The sequence below is a fragment of the Kitasatospora sp. NPDC101183 genome (assembly GCF_044767945.1).
GTDB lineage: Bacteria > Actinomycetota > Actinomycetes > Streptomycetales > Streptomycetaceae > Kitasatospora.
In genome coordinates this window covers 58695-76267 of sequence record NZ_JBIWOW010000017.1, presented here as the reverse complement: position 1 = coordinate 76267, position 17573 = coordinate 58695, and the positions used below count along the sequence as shown (strand labels likewise).

At 76.2% G+C, this 17573-nt stretch carries 17 protein-coding genes; 3 read left to right on the top strand and 14 right to left on the bottom strand.

The window, feature by feature from the left end; translation table 11 throughout:
* Window positions 1-15 precede the first annotated feature (15 nt).
* The 11 genes from ACIRRS_RS24200 to ACIRRS_RS24150 form a co-directional block, all read right to left on the bottom strand.
* Entirely contained in the window at window positions 16-495 is a 480-nt protein-coding gene (locus ACIRRS_RS24200) for a TadE/TadG family type IV pilus assembly protein (protein ID WP_402974308.1), read from the bottom strand.
* Window positions 492-866 (bottom strand): TadE/TadG family type IV pilus assembly protein, encoded by a 375-nt coding sequence (locus ACIRRS_RS24195; RefSeq protein ID WP_402974305.1) that lies wholly within the window; start codon window positions 864-866, stop codon window positions 492-494. The genes ACIRRS_RS24200 and ACIRRS_RS24195 overlap by 4 nt, the downstream gene beginning before the upstream one ends.
* Window positions 867-901: 35 nt before the next feature.
* The gene (locus tag ACIRRS_RS24190) at window positions 902-1240 is read right to left on the bottom strand and encodes a hypothetical protein (protein ID WP_402974303.1); all 339 of its coding nucleotides are present in this window, start codon (window positions 1238-1240) and stop codon (window positions 902-904) included.
* A 97-nt stretch (window positions 1241-1337) separates the two neighbouring features.
* Entirely contained in the window at window positions 1338-2216 is an 879-nt protein-coding gene (locus ACIRRS_RS24185; RefSeq protein WP_402974301.1) for a hypothetical protein, read from the bottom strand.
* Entirely contained in the window at window positions 2213-3169 is a 957-nt protein-coding gene (locus ACIRRS_RS24180; protein ID WP_402974298.1) for a type II secretion system F family protein, read from the bottom strand. The genes ACIRRS_RS24185 and ACIRRS_RS24180 overlap by 4 nt, the downstream gene beginning before the upstream one ends.
* Window positions 3166-4770, bottom strand: a complete 1605-nt coding sequence (locus ACIRRS_RS24175) for a CpaF family protein (RefSeq protein WP_402974295.1) — start codon at window positions 4768-4770, stop codon at window positions 3166-3168. Before ACIRRS_RS24175 ends, ACIRRS_RS24180 begins: the two co-directional genes overlap by 4 nt.
* A complete protein-coding gene (locus tag ACIRRS_RS24170) occupies window positions 4760-6115 on the bottom strand; it encodes a hypothetical protein (protein ID WP_402974292.1) in 1356 nt (451 codons plus the stop codon). The genes ACIRRS_RS24175 and ACIRRS_RS24170 overlap by 11 nt, the downstream gene beginning before the upstream one ends.
* Entirely contained in the window at window positions 6115-6987 is an 873-nt protein-coding gene (locus ACIRRS_RS24165) for an SAF domain-containing protein (protein ID WP_402974289.1), read from the bottom strand. Before ACIRRS_RS24165 ends, ACIRRS_RS24170 begins: the two co-directional genes overlap by 1 nt.
* A 129-nt stretch (window positions 6988-7116) precedes the next feature.
* Complete coding sequence (locus ACIRRS_RS24160) at window positions 7117-8055, bottom strand: hypothetical protein (RefSeq protein ID WP_402974286.1); 939 nt, start codon at window positions 8053-8055, stop codon at window positions 7117-7119.
* Window positions 8049-8456, bottom strand: coding sequence for a hypothetical protein (locus ACIRRS_RS24155; protein WP_402974283.1), 408 nt, complete (start codon window positions 8454-8456; stop codon window positions 8049-8051). The genes ACIRRS_RS24160 and ACIRRS_RS24155 overlap by 7 nt, the downstream gene beginning before the upstream one ends.
* Before the next feature lie 353 nt (window positions 8457-8809).
* A complete protein-coding gene (locus tag ACIRRS_RS24150) occupies window positions 8810-9655 on the bottom strand; it encodes a hypothetical protein (RefSeq protein WP_402974280.1) in 846 nt (281 codons plus the stop codon).
* Window positions 9656-9839: 184 nt separating this feature from the next.
* On the opposite strand from ACIRRS_RS24150, the gene ACIRRS_RS24145 reads away from it, so the two are divergent.
* The 3 genes from ACIRRS_RS24145 to ACIRRS_RS24135 all read left to right on the top strand — a co-directional run bounded on the left by ACIRRS_RS24145 (window position 9840) and on the right by ACIRRS_RS24135 (window position 12318).
* A complete protein-coding gene (locus ACIRRS_RS24145) occupies window positions 9840-10328 on the top strand; it encodes a pyridoxamine 5'-phosphate oxidase family protein (protein WP_402974277.1) in 489 nt (162 codons plus the stop codon).
* A gap of 109 nt (window positions 10329-10437) precedes the next feature.
* Window positions 10438-10890 carry a MaoC family dehydratase gene (locus tag ACIRRS_RS24140; protein ID WP_402974274.1) on the top strand — a complete coding sequence of 151 codons (453 nt, stop codon included), beginning with the start codon at window positions 10438-10440 and terminating at the stop codon, window positions 10888-10890.
* Window positions 10891-11178: 288 nt separating this feature from the next.
* Window positions 11179-12318 carry an MBL fold metallo-hydrolase gene (locus ACIRRS_RS24135; protein WP_402974609.1) on the top strand — a complete coding sequence of 380 codons (1140 nt, stop codon included), beginning with the start codon at window positions 11179-11181 and terminating at the stop codon, window positions 12316-12318.
* A 90-nt stretch (window positions 12319-12408) separates the two neighbouring features.
* On the opposite strand, the gene ACIRRS_RS24130 is transcribed toward ACIRRS_RS24135, so the two are convergent.
* The 3 genes from ACIRRS_RS24130 to ACIRRS_RS24120 are packed head-to-tail and all read right to left on the bottom strand — an operon-like array spanning window position 12409 to window position 17545.
* The gene (locus ACIRRS_RS24130) at window positions 12409-13386 is read right to left on the bottom strand and encodes a DUF389 domain-containing protein (RefSeq protein ID WP_402974271.1); all 978 of its coding nucleotides are present in this window, start codon (window positions 13384-13386) and stop codon (window positions 12409-12411) included.
* Between the two features lie 47 nt (window positions 13387-13433).
* Complete coding sequence (locus ACIRRS_RS24125; protein WP_402974268.1) at window positions 13434-16154, bottom strand: DUF6493 family protein; 2721 nt, start codon at window positions 16152-16154, stop codon at window positions 13434-13436.
* Window positions 16151-17545 carry an SWIM zinc finger family protein gene (locus tag ACIRRS_RS24120; RefSeq protein ID WP_402974265.1) on the bottom strand — a complete coding sequence of 465 codons (1395 nt, stop codon included), beginning with the start codon at window positions 17543-17545 and terminating at the stop codon, window positions 16151-16153. Before ACIRRS_RS24120 ends, ACIRRS_RS24125 begins: the two co-directional genes overlap by 4 nt.
* Window positions 17546-17573: the final 28 nt, after the last annotated feature.

Genomic DNA, 17573 nt, shown 5'->3' with positions numbered 1-17573 from the left:
TCCGCGCGCGCACCGTCACCGCCCCCGGTAGCGGTCGACGACGGAGGTGAAGCTGCCCTCCAGGCGCTTGGCCACGCCCACCCCCGTCGGCCCGCCGAGCAGGTCGGTCAGCTCCACCTCGCACGCCACGGTGACGGTCACCGTGTCGACGGGCCCGCCGGGCAGCTGCAACCGCCCCGTCCGGTAGCGCACTTCGCTGCTGCGGCAGACCACGCCCTGCTGGGCGAGCGTCGCGAGGGCGGACTCCCTGGCGGGCTTCTCCCGGGCGTCGGGGTCGCGCTGGAGCGAGGCCGTACGGGCACCGGAGCGGGCCGCCGCCTCGATCGTGCCGGCCGCGGTCTGCACCCGGCCGGCGGCGACGGCCACCAGGACGAGGGCGACGACGGTCGGCGTGATCAGCGCCGCCTCGATCGCCAGCCCACCCTCGTCCCGGCGCCGCAGCCGCCGCAGCCTCGTCCGCTCCGCCCAGCCCGCCCAGCCCGTCCACCGGCTCACCCCGTCACCGCCGGGGGGACGAACCGCTCGCGCGGCGCCTCGGCGTACTGCCGGATGGCGGGCCCGTGCAGGCCGGGCAGCAGCAGCGGCGCGGTGACCTCCACGGTGACGCGGATGGTGTCGGGCGAACTGCCGTCCGTGAGCACGGTGTAGGAGTGGGCGCCCTGGCGCTCGAGGAAGTCCCGGGCCTGCCGGCGCGCCGCCTCGTTCTTGACCTCGTCCGTCGCGTTCCCCTGCACCCGGCCGGCGTCCACGCCCTCGCGGGCGGCCGTCAGCGCCAACTGCCGTTCGTACCACCACAGGGAGGCCTGGACGATCAGCAGCAGGAGGAAGAGGACGACCGGGAAGACGAAGGCCAGGCTCAGGCTCATCGACCCCCGGTCGCCGCGCGGGCGAGGACGGCGGATCACGACGTGGAGCCGCCCGCACCCGCCGCACCGCCGGCGCCCGCACCGCCACCGGCCGCACCGCCGGGGGCGTTCGGGTCCTGCTCGACCTTCTTGACCACCTTGTCCTTGAGGATGTACATCGCGGCCGCGACGGCGCCCGCGACGAACACCAACGCGATGATGGCGAGGGCGAGTTCGATGCTGATCGCGCCCCGGTCGCCGCGCGCCCGGGCGGCGCGCAGCCGGCCGAGGCGGAAGGTGAACAGCAGCAGCGCGAACTGCACCGGCAGCAGGACGGGCCACAGGAAGGTCCGCAGCGCTCTGGCGGCGGCCTGGTGGACGGTTCGGACGGTCATCGGGGCGCTCCCGGGTTCTGGAACTGGGGACGGAGGTGTCGCGGTCGGGGGTGTTGCGGACGGAGGTGTTGCGGTCGCAACGTGGGTGGCCATCGGCTCAGTTGAGCATCTGGTGGAGGGCCGGGAAGACGATCAGGACGGTCATCAGCAGGGTCAGCGCCGCCCCGGGGGCGACCATCCGCTCGCTGTCGGCGTTGGCCCGGGCGAGGTCCTCGGCGAGGAGCTCTCCGCGCAGGCCCTTGGCACGGGCGCGCAGGGTGTCGTACACGGCGGCGCCGTCCGTACCGGAGATCCGCATGATGTCGGCCACGTCCTGGAGCGGGCTGAGGCCCAACTCCTCGGCCAGCGCGTCGAGTCCGGCCCAGGGCGGGAGGCGGTCGGTGGCGGCGCGCTCCAGGGCGTCGCGGATGCGCAGGATCACCACGCCCTGCCCGACGGAGGCGGCGCGGCGCAGCGCCTCGGCCGGTCCGCAGTCGGCGGCCCGCTCCATGGCGACGAGTTCGAGGTAGGCGGCGATGCCGTGCAGGTACTCGGTGCGCGCCTGCTTGGCCTCGCCGCGCACGACGGCGTCGGGGACGAACCAGAGCAGCCCGGCCAGCAGGGGGCCGACGACCAGCGGCAGGGCGAAGGAGAATCCGACGTCCATCAGCGCGGCCAGCGCGCCGAGGTAGGCGGGCATCGCCAGGCCGAGGGCGGCGAAGAGCAGCTTGTGCACCATGTACCGGGCCGGGCTGCGGCCGATCAGGGAGAGTTCGCGGCGCGGGACGGTGATCCCGCGGACCTCCAGGGCGCGTTCGCCGATCCGGTCGTACCAGCTCGGGCGGGCGTCCGGGTCCTCCGGCCGGTCGGCGGGGGTGCGGTGCAGCCGGTCCATGGCCTGGCGCAGGTCCGGTGGCGCGGGCCGCAGTTCGGAGATCAGCAGGGCGAGGCCGCCGGCGGCGACGGCTCCGGCCAGGACGGACCAGGGCGAGATCACCGGGCCTCCTCCATCTGCTCGTCGTTGTCCTCGGTGCGGATGCGCAGGCGGCGCCCGCTCTTGCTGCGGCGGTCCGGCACGAGGAGCCGGGGCACGGGCGGGTGGGAGGCCAGTGCCCGCATCCAGGCGATGATCGCGACGAACAGGGCGGCGACGACGGCGAGGACGACCTGGCCGAGGAAGGTGCCGTACGGCCGGGTGTACTCGCTGTTGAACGAGCCGACGGTGACGACCAGCACGATGATGCCGACCAGCCAGCGGATGGTGGTGCGGTGCTTGGCGCGGTCGGCCTCGATGGCGCGGCGCTGGCGGACCTCCTCGCGCACCGAGTCGGCCATGTCGGACAGCGCCCGCGCGAGGCCCGGGCCGCTGTCCCCGGCGCGCAGCACGAGGGCGGCGAGGACCTTGTCGGCGGTGGCGTCGGCGATGCCGTCGGCGAAGGCGCGCAGCGCCTCCTCGGGGCGCCAGCGGGCCTGGAGGCGGGAGGCGAGCTCGCCGATCTCCTCCTCCAGGGCGGCGGGGGCGGTGCGGCGGCTGGTGACGATGGCCTGGTTGAGGCCGACGCCGAGGAGCAGCACGTCGGCGATGCGCTGGGTCCACTCGGACAGGGCCTCCAGCCGCTCGATGCGGTGGGTGTCCGGGCGGGTGGTGTCGAAGAGCCAGGGCAGGCCGAAGACGCCGAGCGGCACCAGCAGGGCGGTGAGCGGGATGCCGGTGAACAGCCAGGCCAGGGGCGCGCCGACGAGGGCGAGCGGCAACTGGAGGCGGCGCAGGCGCACCATGCGCGGGTTGGCCGCGCCGGGGGCGCCGTACCAGAGGACGTGCAGGCGGGTGGCGAGCGGGTTGCCGTCCTCCTGGTCCTCGGGGACGGGTTCGCTGCCGCGCGCCCAGACGGCGAGGGCGACGAGGCCGGCGGCGAGGACGAGGCCGCACAGGGCGTAGAGGAGCATCATCGCGGGCCACCGCCGATCCGCAGCTGCAGCGGGGTGGCCCAGCTCCCGTACCGGGAGCCGAGGAGGGAGGCGTCGAAGCCGGCCCGGCGCAGGTCGTCCAGGCACTGCGGCGGGGTGTGCGGGACGGCCCGGGGCTCGCCGTACTCGGGCCGGGGGCCGAAGACGGTGTTGAGCGCGGGGCGGCCGCTCTCGCCGAGGCCGGTGACCTCCAGGACGTGGGAGACGAAGCGGTGGCGGCGGCCGCCGACGGCGGTCTCGTCGACCATGGTGACGTGCACGATGAGGTCCAGGGCGTTGGCGGTGAGGCGGTAGGCGAGGGCGTCGGTCATGTGGGAGCCGTACTCCAGGCAGAGTTCGGCGATGCGGTCGACGACCATGTGCGGGCCGCGGGCGTGCAGGGTGCACATGGAGCCGCCCTCGCCGTTGGTCATGACGCGCAGCATCGGGACGACCTCGCCGGAGCGTACCTCGCCGACGATGATGCGCGAGAGCGTCATCCGCAGGGCGGCGGGGATGAGGTCGCCGAGCGTCAACTCCCCTGCCAGGCGGCCCTCGACGCGTTCGCCGTTGCCCTCGCGGGCCTCCATGGGGACGACCTGGCGCAGGTGGCCGAGGGTGTGCAGCCAGAGCTCGAACTCGGACTCCAGGGTGCCGATCCGCTCGTCCGGCGGGATCTCGGCGGCCATGGCGCGCAGCAGGCTGGTCTTGCCGACGCCCTGGGTGCCGGTGATCATGACGTTCTTGCGGGCCCGGATGGCGGCGGCCAGGAAGGCGGCCAAGGTGGCGTCCAGGGTGCCGAGTTCGACCATCTCGGGCAGGGTCGCGGAGGCGACCCTGTGGCGGCGGATGGCCACGTAGGGGCGGGGGGTGACCTCGGTGAGGGCCTGGAGGCGCATGCCGCCCTCCAGGCGCAGGGCGAGGGTGGGGCTGGCGGTGGAGAGGCTGCGCTCGCCGCCGCCGTGCTGGCGGGCGAGGTCCTGGAGGAGCTCGACGAGTTCGGCGTCGGTGTCGGCCACCGGCGGTACCTGGCGCAGGGGTTGGTGGACCTTGGAGACCCAGACGTCGTCGCAGCCGTTGATGAGGATGTTCTCGATCTCGGGGTCGTCGAGGTAGGGCTGGAGGCGCCCGGCGCGGAAGAGCAGGTCGAAGACGGCCTCGGAGAGGGCGCGGTCCTGGTCGCGGGTGGGCGGGATGCCGTGGGTCTGGGCGTAGGCGTCGGACCAGCGGGCGACGGCCTCCTCGATGAGCGCGCGGCCGCGCTGGCGGCGGGTGGCGCGGTCGGGGTCGGAGCCGGAGGCGGTGGTCAACCGGGCGATCTGCTGGTGGAGTTCGGCGGCGACCTGGCGCTTGAGCTCGCGGGCGACCTGCGGGTCGACGGCGGGGCGGGTTCCGGCGCCGCGCGGGTCGAGGGCGGGCAGCTGGGAGGGGACGGCGGTGGGGGTGGCGGGGCCCTGGGGTGCCACCGGGCCGGGCCGGTACGGCTGTTGGGGCGCGGGCGCCTGGACGGGCCCGGTGGTGACGGCGAGGGCCGGGGCGGGCGCCGCCCAGGGCAGTGCCGCCGGGTCGGCGGAGGGGTGCTGGTGCAGGGGGCTACCGCGCACGGAGCACCTCCTCGGGGTCGTACGGCGGGCACTGCCCGTCCACGGCGTCCTGACGGTTCGTCACCACCGGCTGCTGGAGCGGGTACTGGCCGTCGGGCGCGCCGTGGCGCGGCTGGACGTGCGCGGGGAACGGCGCGGGCGCGGCCGGCTGCGGCGCCAGCCCGGCGAGCGGCGCCACCGGGCCGGTGGTGATCACCGGCGGGGCGTACGAGGGCGGTTCGGCCGCGCCGCCGCCGTACGGGTCCGCGGCCACGTACGGCCCGGGGGCCCGGTACGTCGGCACCGGGCCGGGCACGGGACGTACGGGCGGGGCCGGCGCGGGCGGGGCGGGGGACGGCGGTACGGGGAACGGCGGTACGGGCGCGGGCGCCACGGGCCCGGGCACCGGGGGTACCGGCCCGGGTATCGGCCCCGGCGCGGGCATCGCGACGGGCATCGAGGCGGGCACGGCGACGGGCACGGCGACAGGCATCGCACCGGGGGCGGGCATGGCGACGGGCGCCCCGGTGGGCGCGGGTGCGGCGGCCGGGGACCCGCCCGGCAGGGCCGCCGGGGAGGGCGCGAGCCGCTGGCGCCGACGGCGCACCAGCAGGTGCACCTCGTCCGCCGCCGAGCGCGCGGTGCGCATCAACTCCGAGCGCACGAAGCGCCGGTCGGCGGTGTCCCCGCCGTCCGAGAGCACCCGCGCGGTGCGCACGGCGTGCGGCAGCGTCCCGAGCACGGGCAGCCCGAACTCCCGCGCCACCTCCGCCCCCGGGTACGGCCCCTCGGCGACCAGCAGCAGCCCGAGCGCGTCCGCGCCGGTGCCGCCGGAGGCGAGGTCCTCGGCGAGCGCGGCGAGCCGGGGGCGGGCCGAGCTGAGCCCGCGCAGGGTGGTGCGGACCACGGCCGCCACCGCGTCGGCCCGGCGGGCCAGCACGGCGCTCGGCCCGGTGGCGCCGGAGCGCCCGAGGTCCACGATGACGTCGTAGCCCTGCGCCTCCAGGCCGTGCAGCAGCTCCGCCAGCGGCTCCCAGGTGTAGGCGAGGCCGGGGCCCTGGGCGGGGTCGGTGAGGCCGGGCAGCAGCAGGCGGCGGGCGTCGCCCTCGGGCGAGAGGTCGATCAGCTGCTCCCAGATGGTCTGGGCGAGCAGTCCGCGCCGGTCGGCGACGGCGAGGTTGCGCAGCCCGTACACGGCCTCGACGCGGCCCTCCAGGGCGCCGGCGAGCACGGCGCCGCCGTCCGGGTCGGCCTCCACGAGGAGGACGCGGCGCCCGGGCGCCAGCGGCCAGGCGAGCAGCAGGGCCAGGGCGGTGGTGGTCGCCCCGGGGGCTCCCGGGCCGCCGGCCACCGCGATCACCGCCATCAGGGCCCGCCCGTCGCGGCGGGGGGCCCTGAGGCCGCGCGGCCGGGGGTGGCGGCCCCGCCGGTGGCGGGTGCCGCGCCGGTGGGCGTGGCGGCGGGGGCGGCGGTGGGCGCGGGTGCGGGCACATCGCCCGCGGCGCCGGCCCCGGCGGCCGAGGCGGCGCGCGGGGCGAGCAGCACCTGGAGGCGCCCGGCGGCGACCCACTGGGCCAACCGGGGCCCGTCCGCCGCGCCGACCGCGACGTCGATCACCTGGCTGCCGTCGGTGTCCACCCGGCCGACGGTGATGACGGTGGCCGGCAGCGAGTCGGCCCGTCCGCCGTCCGGGGTGTAGACCACGACGACCTGCATGCCCGCCTGGAGCCGGCCGGCGGGCAGCTGGCTGCGCTTGGCGGAGACGCCGACCACGATCTGGCCGGGCTGGACGCTGAGCCCCTGGGCGACGTCGGCGCCGGTGAGCATGGCGCCGCGCTTGAGGTCGGTGGCGGCGCGCATGCCGACCACCCGGGCGCGGTCCTGGGCGGAGAGCGGGTGCAGGGCCGGGTCCCCGGCGATGCGGGCCACCACGAGGTCGTCCTCGGTGATCACCTGCCCCCAGGGCACGTCCCGGGCGAGCGCCAGCACGGCGACGCGCTGGCCGGTGCTGTTGTACAGGGCCGCGCCGCCGAGCCCGCCGGCGGCTATCAGCGCGACGGCCATCGCCAGCACCGCCGGGCGCCGGCGCCGGGCGCCCATCGCCCGGCCGGGGGCGTGCGGCGCGGCGCGGCCCCGGCGGCCGCCGCCGCCCTGCTCCTGCTGCTCGGGCACGGCCACGGACGCCGCGGCGCCTGCGGGTGTGCCGGCTCCCGGCGTCGCGAGCGTACGGTTGTCCACCGGGTTCCGCCCTTCCCTCGTCCTCGTTCGTCCGCGTTCGTGCTCGTCACTGCTGCTCACTCGGCACTGCTGCTCACTCGGCACTGCTGCCCGCCGGGCGGTCGTGGTCGAACCGCCCGGCCCGTACGGTCAGTTGAGGACCTGCACCTCGGCCACCCGGAAGGTGAAGGCCCCGCTGTCCTGGTAGAGGCCGCCGATGGTGTACGTCCTGGCCCCGGGCCCGGTGATGACCACGTCGGCCGCCCAGGAGGTGCGCACCGAGGCGGCGAACACCCCGTTCTTGCGAGCGCCCGAGCCGGTCTTGAACTCCGTCGGGCAGTCGGGGGACTTGGCGCCGCCGTACTTCGGGTCGTACGGGGTGCCGACGGTGTCGCAGTCGACCTTCTGCCCGTCGAAGTCCCAACTCACCTTCACCAGCCGGGGCGTGACGGTGACGGAGGAGGCGCCCGCGCTGGCGGTCTTCGGCGCGGGGGTGGCCGATCCCTCCACCCAGAGCCAGACCGGACTGTTGACCACGGCCGTCTCCTTCGGCGCGAGGCCGGGGACGGGCTTGGGGAAGTGGATCTTGTGATAGACGAGGTCGCGGGCGACGTCCTCCGGGGAGATCACCTTCGGCGCCGCCCCGTTCTCCACGAACTTGAGCTCCGCCGTCAGGGCGCCGTCCGTGCCGGGGCAGGCGACGGAGTAGATCGAGCCCTGGGTGGCGTTGTGCCCCTCCCAGACCCGGTCGCTCTCGGACGGCTGCTCGGGCGCCGGCCGGTAGTAGCAGCCCTTGCTGTTGTCGAACCAGCCGCGCTCGGGGTCGTGGCAGGCCCACTCGACGCCGTGGTAGCTGCACACCGGCACCCCGGCGTCGCCGCCGCCCCCGCCGCCCGACCCGGTGGAGCCGGGCCCGGGCGTCTTCGAGCCGCCGTCGGCGTGCTCGCAGATCACGTTCGGAAAACAGGCTGTGGCGTCGGCACCCCCCGGGTCGTCCGCCGCCGCCGTGACCGCCGGGGTGATCAGCAGTCCCGCGGACAGCGATGCGACGACCGCGAACCGTGCGCCCCGTTTGCGCGAATTCAGCATGTCCGGCCCGCCTCTCGCTTGAAGTCGTAGATCAGCCAGTGCTCCTGGAACCTGCGCAGGGACGCCGTGGCGACGTACCGGCGCAGCGCTCCACTCGGTTCCCGTACGGCCTTGCTCGCGGCGTCGACCCGCTGCCAGCCCGAAACGTCGACGCAGTCCTCGATCACGGCGGTGGGCGGATCGGATTTCAGGTCGACGGCCGTGACCACCGGGGAATTGCGGGGGGCCCCGGTCATCACCAGTTTCGCGGCGTGGAGTTGACGCAGCCCCACCAGAGTGTCGGTCAGAGCGCGGCCCGAGGAGAACGCCTCCAGGGCGATTCCGTCCGAATCCGCACTGCCGAAGGCGTCGGCCTGGGCCTTCCACCAGTCCTGATAGGTGCTCAGGGCGAGCCTGGACATGGCGCCTTCCGGCCCGTCCGTCGGCGCGGACGCCCCCGAACCCGGACCACCCGAAGGAGTGAGCGGGTTCACTGCCGCGACCGTGGGCGCACCCGTCCCGAGACGATCGGCGGAACCACCGGAACCACCGCTCGCGCACGCACCGAGAAGCACCACCAGAACCGCCCCACCGACCCCAACCGCCCCAGGGCGCAACACATTTCCGCGCTGCCGCATCGCCCCACCTCGTCGCGACCGAACCGATCCGTGAGCCACGGTCGCCTCAGGAATTCCGCCGCCTCGTCGGAGTTTCCGCCGGGGATCGATTCTTCGCCAACCCACCCCATCACGGCAACACCTCAGGCCCCCTGACCTTACGCGGAAGGCGGTTCCGTCGGGGCGCTTTCCCGCCACAGGACGGCCAACAGTTCTTCGGAAAGCGACAATCCGGCCAATGCGCCCCGAACGGCGGCCCGATTGCGCATCAACAGGCGCCCGCCGTGCGGCGGAACGAGCAGGCGTGCGCCGGGCGCGGCGGGGGATCCCCCCGTGTCGAGGAGCGGGGCGACGGCCGGCTGGAGGTCCAGCGGGGCGACGGCCGCGGGGGCACCCGGGACGCCGTGGCGCAGGACGGTGGTCAGCGCGCTGCTGAACGAGCCCTCGTCGCCCGGGAGTACGGCGTCCCGGCCGCGTCTGCCCGCGGTGAAGCGGCCGACCCTGCCCCACAGCGGCACCCTCGGGTAGCTGAGCAGCTCGCCGGCGCCGTCCTCGCCGCCGCCGCGCTCCAGGGCCGCCCAGGTGTCCTTGTCGGCGACGGCGTCGACCACCAGCAGCGCCTCCTCGTGGTCGCCGTGCACCATCGCGCTGACCACCCAGTCCCAGGCCAGGCCCCGGCGGTAGGCGTTGTCGCCCGTGCTGCCGGCGGTGACGAGGGCGAGCCGGCGCCCGCGCGGGTCGGCGACCAGCTGGCCGACCAGGCACACCACCAGCCAGCGGCCGGAGTGCTGCGCCGTGTCGCGGACGGCGGTGAGCATCGCGTTGGCGTCCGCCCCCGGATCGACGGCGGTGACCCGGCAGCCCGCCGCCCCGGTGTCGAAGAACATCCCGGGCAGCACCCCGGCCAGCAGCCCCGCCCCCTGCGGCGCGTGCGCCGATCCCGCGAAGGCCCGGTCGGGCCCGCCGTCCGCCCCGATCACCACCAGGTCCACCCCGCCCGCCATGCGTGCGCCCCCTCCTGCTCGTGCGCCGCGGGCCCGAGGGCCCCGGTGCCGTACGTCCGCGTCCCGTACGTCCGTCGCCGGGCAGGCTACCGCCCCGCGGGGCCCCCGGCGGGGCTCCCGACCCGTCCGCTCAGGGACCATGGGCCCTATCGGCGCGCGCGCCCGTCGGTGGACGATCGGACGCATGGAGCGTGAGGACCGCGTGGAGACCCTGAGCGAGGCCGAGTGCCTGCGGCTGCTCAGCACCGTGCCCGTGGGGCGCGTGGTGTACACCGAGCACGCGCTGCCGGCCGTGCTGCCGGTCTCGTTCGAGGTGCTGGACGGGCGGCTGGTGCTGGCGGTGCGCAGGGACAGCAGCACCGCGCGGGGCCTCGACGGCACGGTGGTGGCCTTCCAGGCGGACCTGCTGGACCCGGTCACCCGGACCGGCTGGAGCGTGCTGGTGCACGGGCGGGCCGACGTCCTGCGGCGGGCGGAGCAGGTGGAGCGGGCGGAGCGGGTGCTGCGCAGCGGGCTGCGGCCGTGGGTGGGCGGCCCGGAGCCGGTGTTCGTCGCGCTGGTGCCGGAACTGGTCAGCGGCCGGCGGCTGCTGTTCTCGGCGGGGCGGACGGCGTCGGGACGGACGGCGGCAGAGCGGACGGCGGCAGGGCGGTCAACGTCGGGGCGGGCCTGAGGCCGTTCCGCGCTCATTCCCGGTGGGCCGTGACGGATACCGGCGGGTAGGCATACGCTTCCGGCGTCCTGGCCCCGATCCGGGGCCCCTCCCCCTCCAGGAGCGCACCGTGACGAGCTTCGCCTCCCTCGCCGAGCTGACCGCCGCCGTCGGCACCGAACTGGGCACCAGCCGGTGGCACACGATCGGGCAGCGCCGGATCGACCTGTTCGCCGAGGCCACCGGGGACCACCAGTGGATCCACGTGGACCCGGAGCGGGCGAAGGACAGCGCCTTCGGCTCGACCATCGCGCACGGCTACCTGACCCAGGCGATGATCCCGGTGTTCGCGGCGGAGTGCTACCGGGTCGAGGGCGTGCGGATGGCGCTCAACTACGGCTCGGACAAGGTGCGTTTCCCCTCCCCCGTTCCCGTGGACACGGCGATCCGGGCCACCGCCGAGCTGCTGTCGGCCACCGAGGTGGCCGGCGGGGTGCAGGTGGTGGTGCGCTTCACCGTCACCAGCGAGGGGGGCGCCAAGCCGCACTGCGTCGCGGAGACGATCACCCGGTTCTACGCCTGAGCGCCCGGGTGCGCCGCCCGGGCCCGGGTACGCCGTTCGGCCCGCGCCCGGGCCTCCACCGGGTCCGGACGGCGCACGACGAGTAACCTCCGACGAGATGGTTGTCGTACCGCACAGGCCCCGGTGGCCGTCGCGGTACGCGCCCCGGCACGCCCGGTAGCCGTGACCGTCCTTGGAGGAGCCGTGCCCCGCCCCGTCCCCTGGTTCTCCCGCCTCGCCGGTCTGTCCGCCCTCTTCGTCCCGCCGACCACCCCCTCCGCCGCCCGCGCCGTCCCCGGACTCGCCGGACTGCCCCGCGCGGCCTGGCACCGGGTGCGCACCGACGCCTTCGGGGCCGAGCCCCGGGGCGAGCGGCTGGCCCGCATCCGGCGCTCGCCCCAGTTCGCCGACGGCGCCTTCCGCAACCCCCTGCCCACCCGGCGGCTGGTGTACGAGCGCAGCCCGCTGGAGATCACCCACGCCCAGCTGACCGGGGACAAGACCCGCCGCTCCCCGACCGCCGCCGTGCCCGTCCACCGGCTCCTGCCCTCCGACCTCGCCGAAGCGCCCGCCTCCGGCCTGCGGCTGACCTGGCTCGGCCACGCCACCGTCCTCGCCGAGATCGGCGGGCGGCGGGTGCTGATCGACCCGGTGTGGGGCGAGCGCTGCTCGCCGTTCTCCTGGACGGGGCCCCGGCGGCTGCACCCGGTGCCGCTGCCGCTGTCCGAACTCGGGCCGGTGGACGTGGTGGTGGTCTCCCACGACCACTACGACCACCTCGACATGGCCACCGTCCGGGCCCTGGCCTCGACGGAGGCGGTGTTCGCCGTGCCGCTGGGGGTCGGGGCGCATCTGGAGCACTGGGGGGTGCCGGCGGGGCGGATCGTCGAGCTGGACTGGTGGGAGAGCGCCGAGGTCGCCGGGCTGACCCTGACCGCGACCCCGGCCCGGCACTACTGCTCGCGCGGGCCGCGCACCAGCCCGCTGTTCCTGTGGGCCTCCTGGGTGGTGGCGGGCGGCGGGCACCGGGTCTTCCACAGCGGGGACACCGGGTACTTCCCCGGGTTCGCCGAGATCGGGCGCCGGCTGGGGCCCTTCGACGCGACGATGATGCAGGTCGGCGCGTACAGCCGGTTCTGGCCCGAGGTGCACATGACCCCGGAGGAGGGCGTCCGGGCCCACCTGGACCTCGGGGGCGACCTGCTGCTCCCGATCCACTGGTGCACCTTCAACCTCGCCATGCACCCCTGGGAGGAGCCCGCCGAACGGGTCCTCGCCGCCGCCCGCGCCCTCGGCGCCCGCCTCGCCGTCCCCCGCCCGGGCCGCCCCTTCGAACCTGCCGGTCCTCCGGCCGTCCAGCCGTGGTGGCGGGCGGTGGCGGGGGCCGCTCCGGAGGCGGGCGAACAGATCACAGAATTCAGCGAACAGATTTCATCGTCTGTTCGCTGACATCCGTTCGCTGTTATCTGTCATCTGAAATCTGTTCGCTGTTATCTGTTCGCTGTCATCTGTTTTTTGTTTTCTGTTCGCCGACACCTGTCAGCCGTTCCCCGCCACCCGTCGTCTGTTCGTGGCCTGCTTCCGCTTCCGCCACCGCCGACGGATCGACGCCCACGCCTCCTGCTGCACCACCAGCGTCAGCACCCCCGCCAGCACGATCCCGGCGAGGTTGAGCAGCAACTGCACGCTGGAGCCCCAGAACTGGTCCACCTTGCCGTACCCCAGCGCGACGGCCGCGTTGGCGGCGGCCGGGACGGTGGTCACCGAGATCGCCACGCCGACGAGGGTGCCCGCCTTCGCGGAGGTCAGCGACAACAGCCCGGCGATTCCCGCGAGGAAGGCGACCACGAACGAGGTCGCGTCCGGCTGCCAGATGAACGAGGTGTTCGGGCGCGCCGCGTCGAACTTCGCCTCGCTGAACAGTCCGAGGCCGTCCATCACCAGCCCGAAGACGACGGTCAGCGCCATCGCCACCGCGAAGCCCGCCACCAGCGCGGTGAGCGAGCGCACCGCCGGCCGGGCGCGGCGCTGGACGAGCGCCACGCAGAGCCCGGCCAGCGGCCCGAACTCCGGCCCGACCGCCATCGCGCCGACGACCAGGATCGCGCTGTCCAGCACGGCGCCGCAGGCCGCGAGCATGGTCGCCACCGTCAGGAAGGCCAGGAACACCCCGGAGAGCGTGGACTCCTCGTGGGTGATCTCCGAGACCTGCTCCCACACCAGCGCGTCCGCGCCCTCCCCCGGCGCCTCCCGCTCCGCCTCCTCCGCGGCCGCCGACAGGGACAGGTCCAGCCCCGAGACGTCGATCGCCCCGCGCTCCGTCACCCCCGTCGCCCGCAGCGCCGCCAGCACCTCGTCCGCCGACTCCCGCGCCACGTCGCACAGCACCACGTCCCCCGCCGGCCGCACCGCCGCCCCGGGCAGCACCGCCACGTGCGTCACCCCGACCACGTCGTCCAGGCAGCCGAGAACCTCGCCCCTCAGGTCGGGCGGAACGATCAGCCGAAGGTGCAGCACGGGAGGACTCCGAACGTGTGGGGGCGAGTCGCCCACCTTAGGGCGCGTCAGCCCCCGAGCACCTCCCGCAGCGCCCGCGCCTCCTTGACCGTCCGGCTGGAGCCGCCGCGCGCCGCCAGCGCCGTCACCTCGGCGAGCGGCCCCCGGGCTCCGCTTCGGCGGGCGCAGTCGGCGGCCACCGCAAGGAGGTCGCCGAGGCCCCGGGGCGCCGGGTCGGCCGCGAGGAGGCCGGGCAGGGCGGCGGCCAGGACCGCCCAGACGGTGCGGTGGGCGCCGGTGTCGGCGGCCAGGGCGAGGGAGGCCGCGATCCGGTTGGTCTTGACCGTCCCCCAGGCCGCCAGCTCGCCCAGTTCGCGCCCGAGCAGCGCCGCGTCCAGGTCGCCCCGGGCGGCGAGGACGAGCAGCGCGTCGACGGCCCCGGTGCGGTCCTCGGCCGCGGCCGAGCCCAGGCAGTACGCCAGCGCCAGGTGGACGGCGGGCCCGGCACGGCCCCCGGCCTCGGCGAGCCGGGGCAGCAGCCGGCCCGGGCCGCGCTGGTCGCGGTCGGCGGCCTCGGCGAAGTGGTCGAGCCAGCGGGCCGCCAGCTCCTCCCGGTGCCAGGGGAGCATCGCGGCCCAGTGCGTGACGGGCAGCCAGCCCCAGTCGTAGTCGCGCCGTGCGCGGGCGACGCTGGGCCCGGTGGCGGCGAGCAGCTCCCGGAACTCCTCGGCGAGCTGCTCGCCGGCCGCCGCGTCGAGGCCCGGCTGGGCGACGGCCAGCCGCCGCAGGTCCTCCCACCAGCGGTCCTCGTAGCGCGAACGGCGCTTGATGCCCTTGCCCGGCTCGAACTCCACCCGCTCGGACGGCTGCGCGGGCGCGCCGCCGGACCGCAGCCACCGCGCCAGCTGCCGCCCGGCCTGGGAGGCGAGCGCGTCGGCCTCCCTCAGCACGGACTCCCGCGCCGGGAGCGGGCCGACCCTCAGCAGGGCGGCGCTCAGGTCGACCTGGCCGGGCGCCACGCCCTGCGCCTCGTAGCCGGCCAGCCGGGCGACGAGCGCGGCGGGGTCGAGCGCCCCGGTCGCGTCCGTCGGCGTGGCGAGCAGGTACGGCGGCCGGGTGGCCGTCACCTGCCAGGCGGCCTCCTCCAGCCGGGCCGCCAGCGCGCCGCCGTACACGGTGGAGCGCGTGCCGCGCAGCGGGGAGCGCCGCTTGCCGCGCAGGGAGTCCCACAGCCGGTTCGGCGGCGTCTCCCCGGCGATCGAGGCGACGACGTGCAGGATGTCGCGGGGCGCGCAGTCCCCCCAGCGGCCGGCGCCGTGGTTCCACGGGTGGACGCGGCGCACGGGCTCCAGCGCGGCGAGCAGCCCCTCCCGGTCGAGGCGGTCCTGGCGGACGAGCCCGTCCAGCACCCGCTCGAACTCGGCGGTCTCGGGCCGCTCCCGCGCGAGCAGCGCGGACAGCTCCTCGGCGAGCTCGGCCGCCGAGCCGACCGGCTCCCCGAGCGGCAGCGGTACGGGGACGGGCGGGAGCAGTTCCTCCGTGTCCGCCTCCTCCCCGGCAGGGCCGCCGACCGGCGCGCCGAACAGCTCGCCCGCCCGCGCGTGGTGCGCGGGGCTCAGCAGTTCGGCGGCCTGCCGCAGTTCGGGCAGCACGGCCTCCCCGGCGGCCTTGAGCCGGCGGGCCACCACGTTCAGCGCCCGCTCCTGCACGCCCGCGTCCGGATGCCCGAAGGCCTCGGCCGCAGCGAGCGCCACCGGCCCGGCCAGCTCGGGCGAGCGCTTGGCGGCCGCCTCCAGCCATCCCAGCTGGGCGCGCACCAGCTTCTTCTCGGTGCGGAACAGCACCACGGCCGAGGCCTCGACCATCGTCTCGGCGCCGGTCAGCCCGGCCTCGTCCAGCCCGATCAGCACCTCCTGGGCGTGGGTGGCGAGCACCGAGGGCCCGTCCAGCAGCGCCAGGACGTCCCGCAGGCGCGCCGCGTACTCCTCGGGCGTGGGGGCGAGCGCGCGCAGCACCTCCAGGAAGGCCTTCTGGTCGGCGGTCCTCCCGCCGCGCAGCAGCCGGGCCAGGCAGCGGTCGAGCAGGTCGACGCGGTCCAGGTCGCCGGCGGCGGCCATCTCGCCGATCGCCTCCGCCCAGCTGTCGCCGGGCCGGCGGCCCTGGTTCCAGGCCAACTCCTGGGAGGCATCGGAGAGTTCGAACAGCAGTGGGACGAGCAGCGGGGTGTGCGGGTTCTCCCGCAGCCTCCCGACGAGGGTGGTCTTCCCTCCGTCGCCCTCGAACTCCTGCACCAGCCAGGCGCGGAGGAAGGTCTCGCCGGCGGGCACCGGGCAGCCGGTGCGCCGCACGATCCCGTCGACCAGCGGGTAGTACAGCCACCAGTCCCAGCGCGGGACGGAGCGGTCCGCGAGCCGCGTCGCCACCTCGACCTGCCACTCGACGGGCCGCGCCGCGACCACCGCGGCCAGCTCGCGGCCGCGCGCCCAGTCGCGCCCGGCGAAGTCGCTCCCCGCCATCCAGGTGGCGGCGCCCGCCGGGCCGGCGTGGCAGCCCGCGCCGGCGACCAGCAGGGCGCCCCGGGCGGGCAGGCCTGTGCGGGACCAGTCGTCGCGCAGCTCCTTGCGCAGCGCCTTGAGCCCGGGCAGGGCCGCACGGCGCTGCGCGGCGTCCAGCTTCTCGACCAGGGCGGGTACCCAGGACATCCGCCCCGCCCGGACGGCCGCGAGCAGCCGCTCGACGCCCTCCTCGGCCTCCATCACCGACAGGACCCCGGTGTCGCCGCCGCTCATGCCCGCTCCCCGTTCGTGTCCGCGTTCGTGCCCGAGCCCTCGCCCGACCGCGCCATCCCGACCGCCAGCGCATGCTTGCACGGCCCGCGCCCGCCCCGGTACTTGGCCCACCACAGGCAGGTGCAGCTCACCCGCCCCGCCGCGTCCGTGCGCACCCGCTGGACGTGGTCGTCGACGGCGACCACTGCCGTGCCCCCGCCCTCCTCGAAGCGCACCGCGCCCGCCGCGACCAGCGCCCGGGCGGCCCGCAGCCGGGGGTTGGCGGCCTCGGCCCGCGCCGCGTCGTACGGCAGTTGGCGGTGGAAGTGGGCGGCCTCGGCGGTGTCGTAGCCGATCTGCCCGGCCGTGCCGAGCCGGGCGAGCGCGGCGCGCACCCGCTCGACGCCGATCCCGCACTGCTCGGCCAGCTCGGCGGTGTCGATCCTCGGCTCCCAGGCGAGGAGCACCGCGACCAGCTCGGCGTCCTGCTCGACGGTGGGGCCCGCGAGCGCGCCGAGGACCCCGCCCTCGCCGGAGAAGCCCCGCGAGGCGTCCGGCGAGAGCGTCAGCGTCAGCCGCATGCCGGGCAGCACGACCTCCCAGGCGGAGGCGGCGGGCGCGGAGGCCGCCGGCGGCCCGTACACCCGCAGGGCGAGCGCGTGCCGCAGCACGCGCTGCAGCGCCACCAGCCGCTCCGGGCCGGGCAGGCAGACGGCGCCGGGCACCGGGCGGGTCGTGGGCCGCAGCGTCCGCCCGGCCGGGACGACCCAGCCGGCGCCGGAGCGCCCGCCGCCGCGCGGCAGGGACCGCAGGAAGCGCACGGCCTCGGCGGCGGGCAGCTCGGCGCGCAGGTCGAACCCGGCGGCGATCACCTGCGTCTCGGCGAAGCCGCGCAGCCAGCGCTCGGGCAGCGGCACCTTCTTCTCCACCAGCGGCCCGTCGAAGGTGGTGACCTCCAGCGCGTCCGGCCCGACGGCGAGGTGCAGCGGGTCGGACGGGCCGATCCTGGTGAGCGCCTCGCGCAGCGGGTTGTTGACGTCGACGTTGGTGGTGCCGTGGCCTATGTCGTCGCCGTCGAGCCCGGCCCGGAGCACGTCCAGACGGGCGTAGACGCCGCAGCACCCGGAGAAGGACTCGAAGCGCAGCCTGTCCCCGTTGGCGGTGACCACCGGGTCGAGCGAGGCGCGCAGCTGCGGCTGGTAGTAGCGGGCGGCGGCGACGTCCGCGACCGCGAGCAGCGCGGCCGCCGCCGGCGCGGGGTCGGCCAGGAAGCCCGCGAAGAAGCGCGGGTTGGCCACCGCCCCGAGGGGCGTGGCTCCCCCGGAGGTGGCCAGGTCGAGCCGCCGGCCGTCGGAGCCGTCCAGGACGGCCGACGGGCGCAGGTAGGCGTACGCGTGTGCGGATTGCGTCATGCCGAGCACGTTAGGTGACGGGTCTGAC

What these genes read in the sequence shown, in the direction of transcription:
- ACIRRS_RS24195 (WP_402974305.1), bottom strand. Translation starts at nt 866, where the DNA reads ATGAGCCTGAGCCTGGCCTTCGTCTTCCCGGTCGTCCTCTTCCTCCTG.
- ACIRRS_RS24190 (WP_402974303.1), bottom strand. Translation starts at nt 1,240, where the DNA reads ATGACCGTCCGAACCGTCCACCAGGCCGCCGCCAGAGCGCTGCGGACC.
- ACIRRS_RS24180 (WP_402974298.1), bottom strand. Translation starts at nt 3,169, where the DNA reads ATGATGCTCCTCTACGCCCTGTGCGGCCTCGTCCTCGCCGCCGGCCTC.
- ACIRRS_RS24170 (WP_402974292.1), bottom strand. Translation starts at nt 6,115, where the DNA reads ATGGCGGTGATCGCGGTGGCCGGCGGCCCGGGAGCCCCCGGGGCGACC.
- ACIRRS_RS24160 (WP_402974286.1), bottom strand. Translation starts at nt 8,055, where the DNA reads ATGCTGAATTCGCGCAAACGGGGCGCACGGTTCGCGGTCGTCGCATCG.
- ACIRRS_RS24155 (WP_402974283.1), bottom strand. Translation starts at nt 8,456, where the DNA reads ATGTCCAGGCTCGCCCTGAGCACCTATCAGGACTGGTGGAAGGCCCAG.
- ACIRRS_RS24150 (WP_402974280.1), bottom strand. Translation starts at nt 9,655, where the DNA reads ATGGCGGGCGGGGTGGACCTGGTGGTGATCGGGGCGGACGGCGGGCCC.
- ACIRRS_RS24145 (WP_402974277.1), top strand. Translation starts at nt 9,840, where the DNA reads ATGGAGCGTGAGGACCGCGTGGAGACCCTGAGCGAGGCCGAGTGCCTG.
- ACIRRS_RS24125 (WP_402974268.1), bottom strand. Translation starts at nt 16,154, where the DNA reads ATGAGCGGCGGCGACACCGGGGTCCTGTCGGTGATGGAGGCCGAGGAG.
- ACIRRS_RS24120 (WP_402974265.1), bottom strand. Translation starts at nt 17,545, where the DNA reads ATGACGCAATCCGCACACGCGTACGCCTACCTGCGCCCGTCGGCCGTC.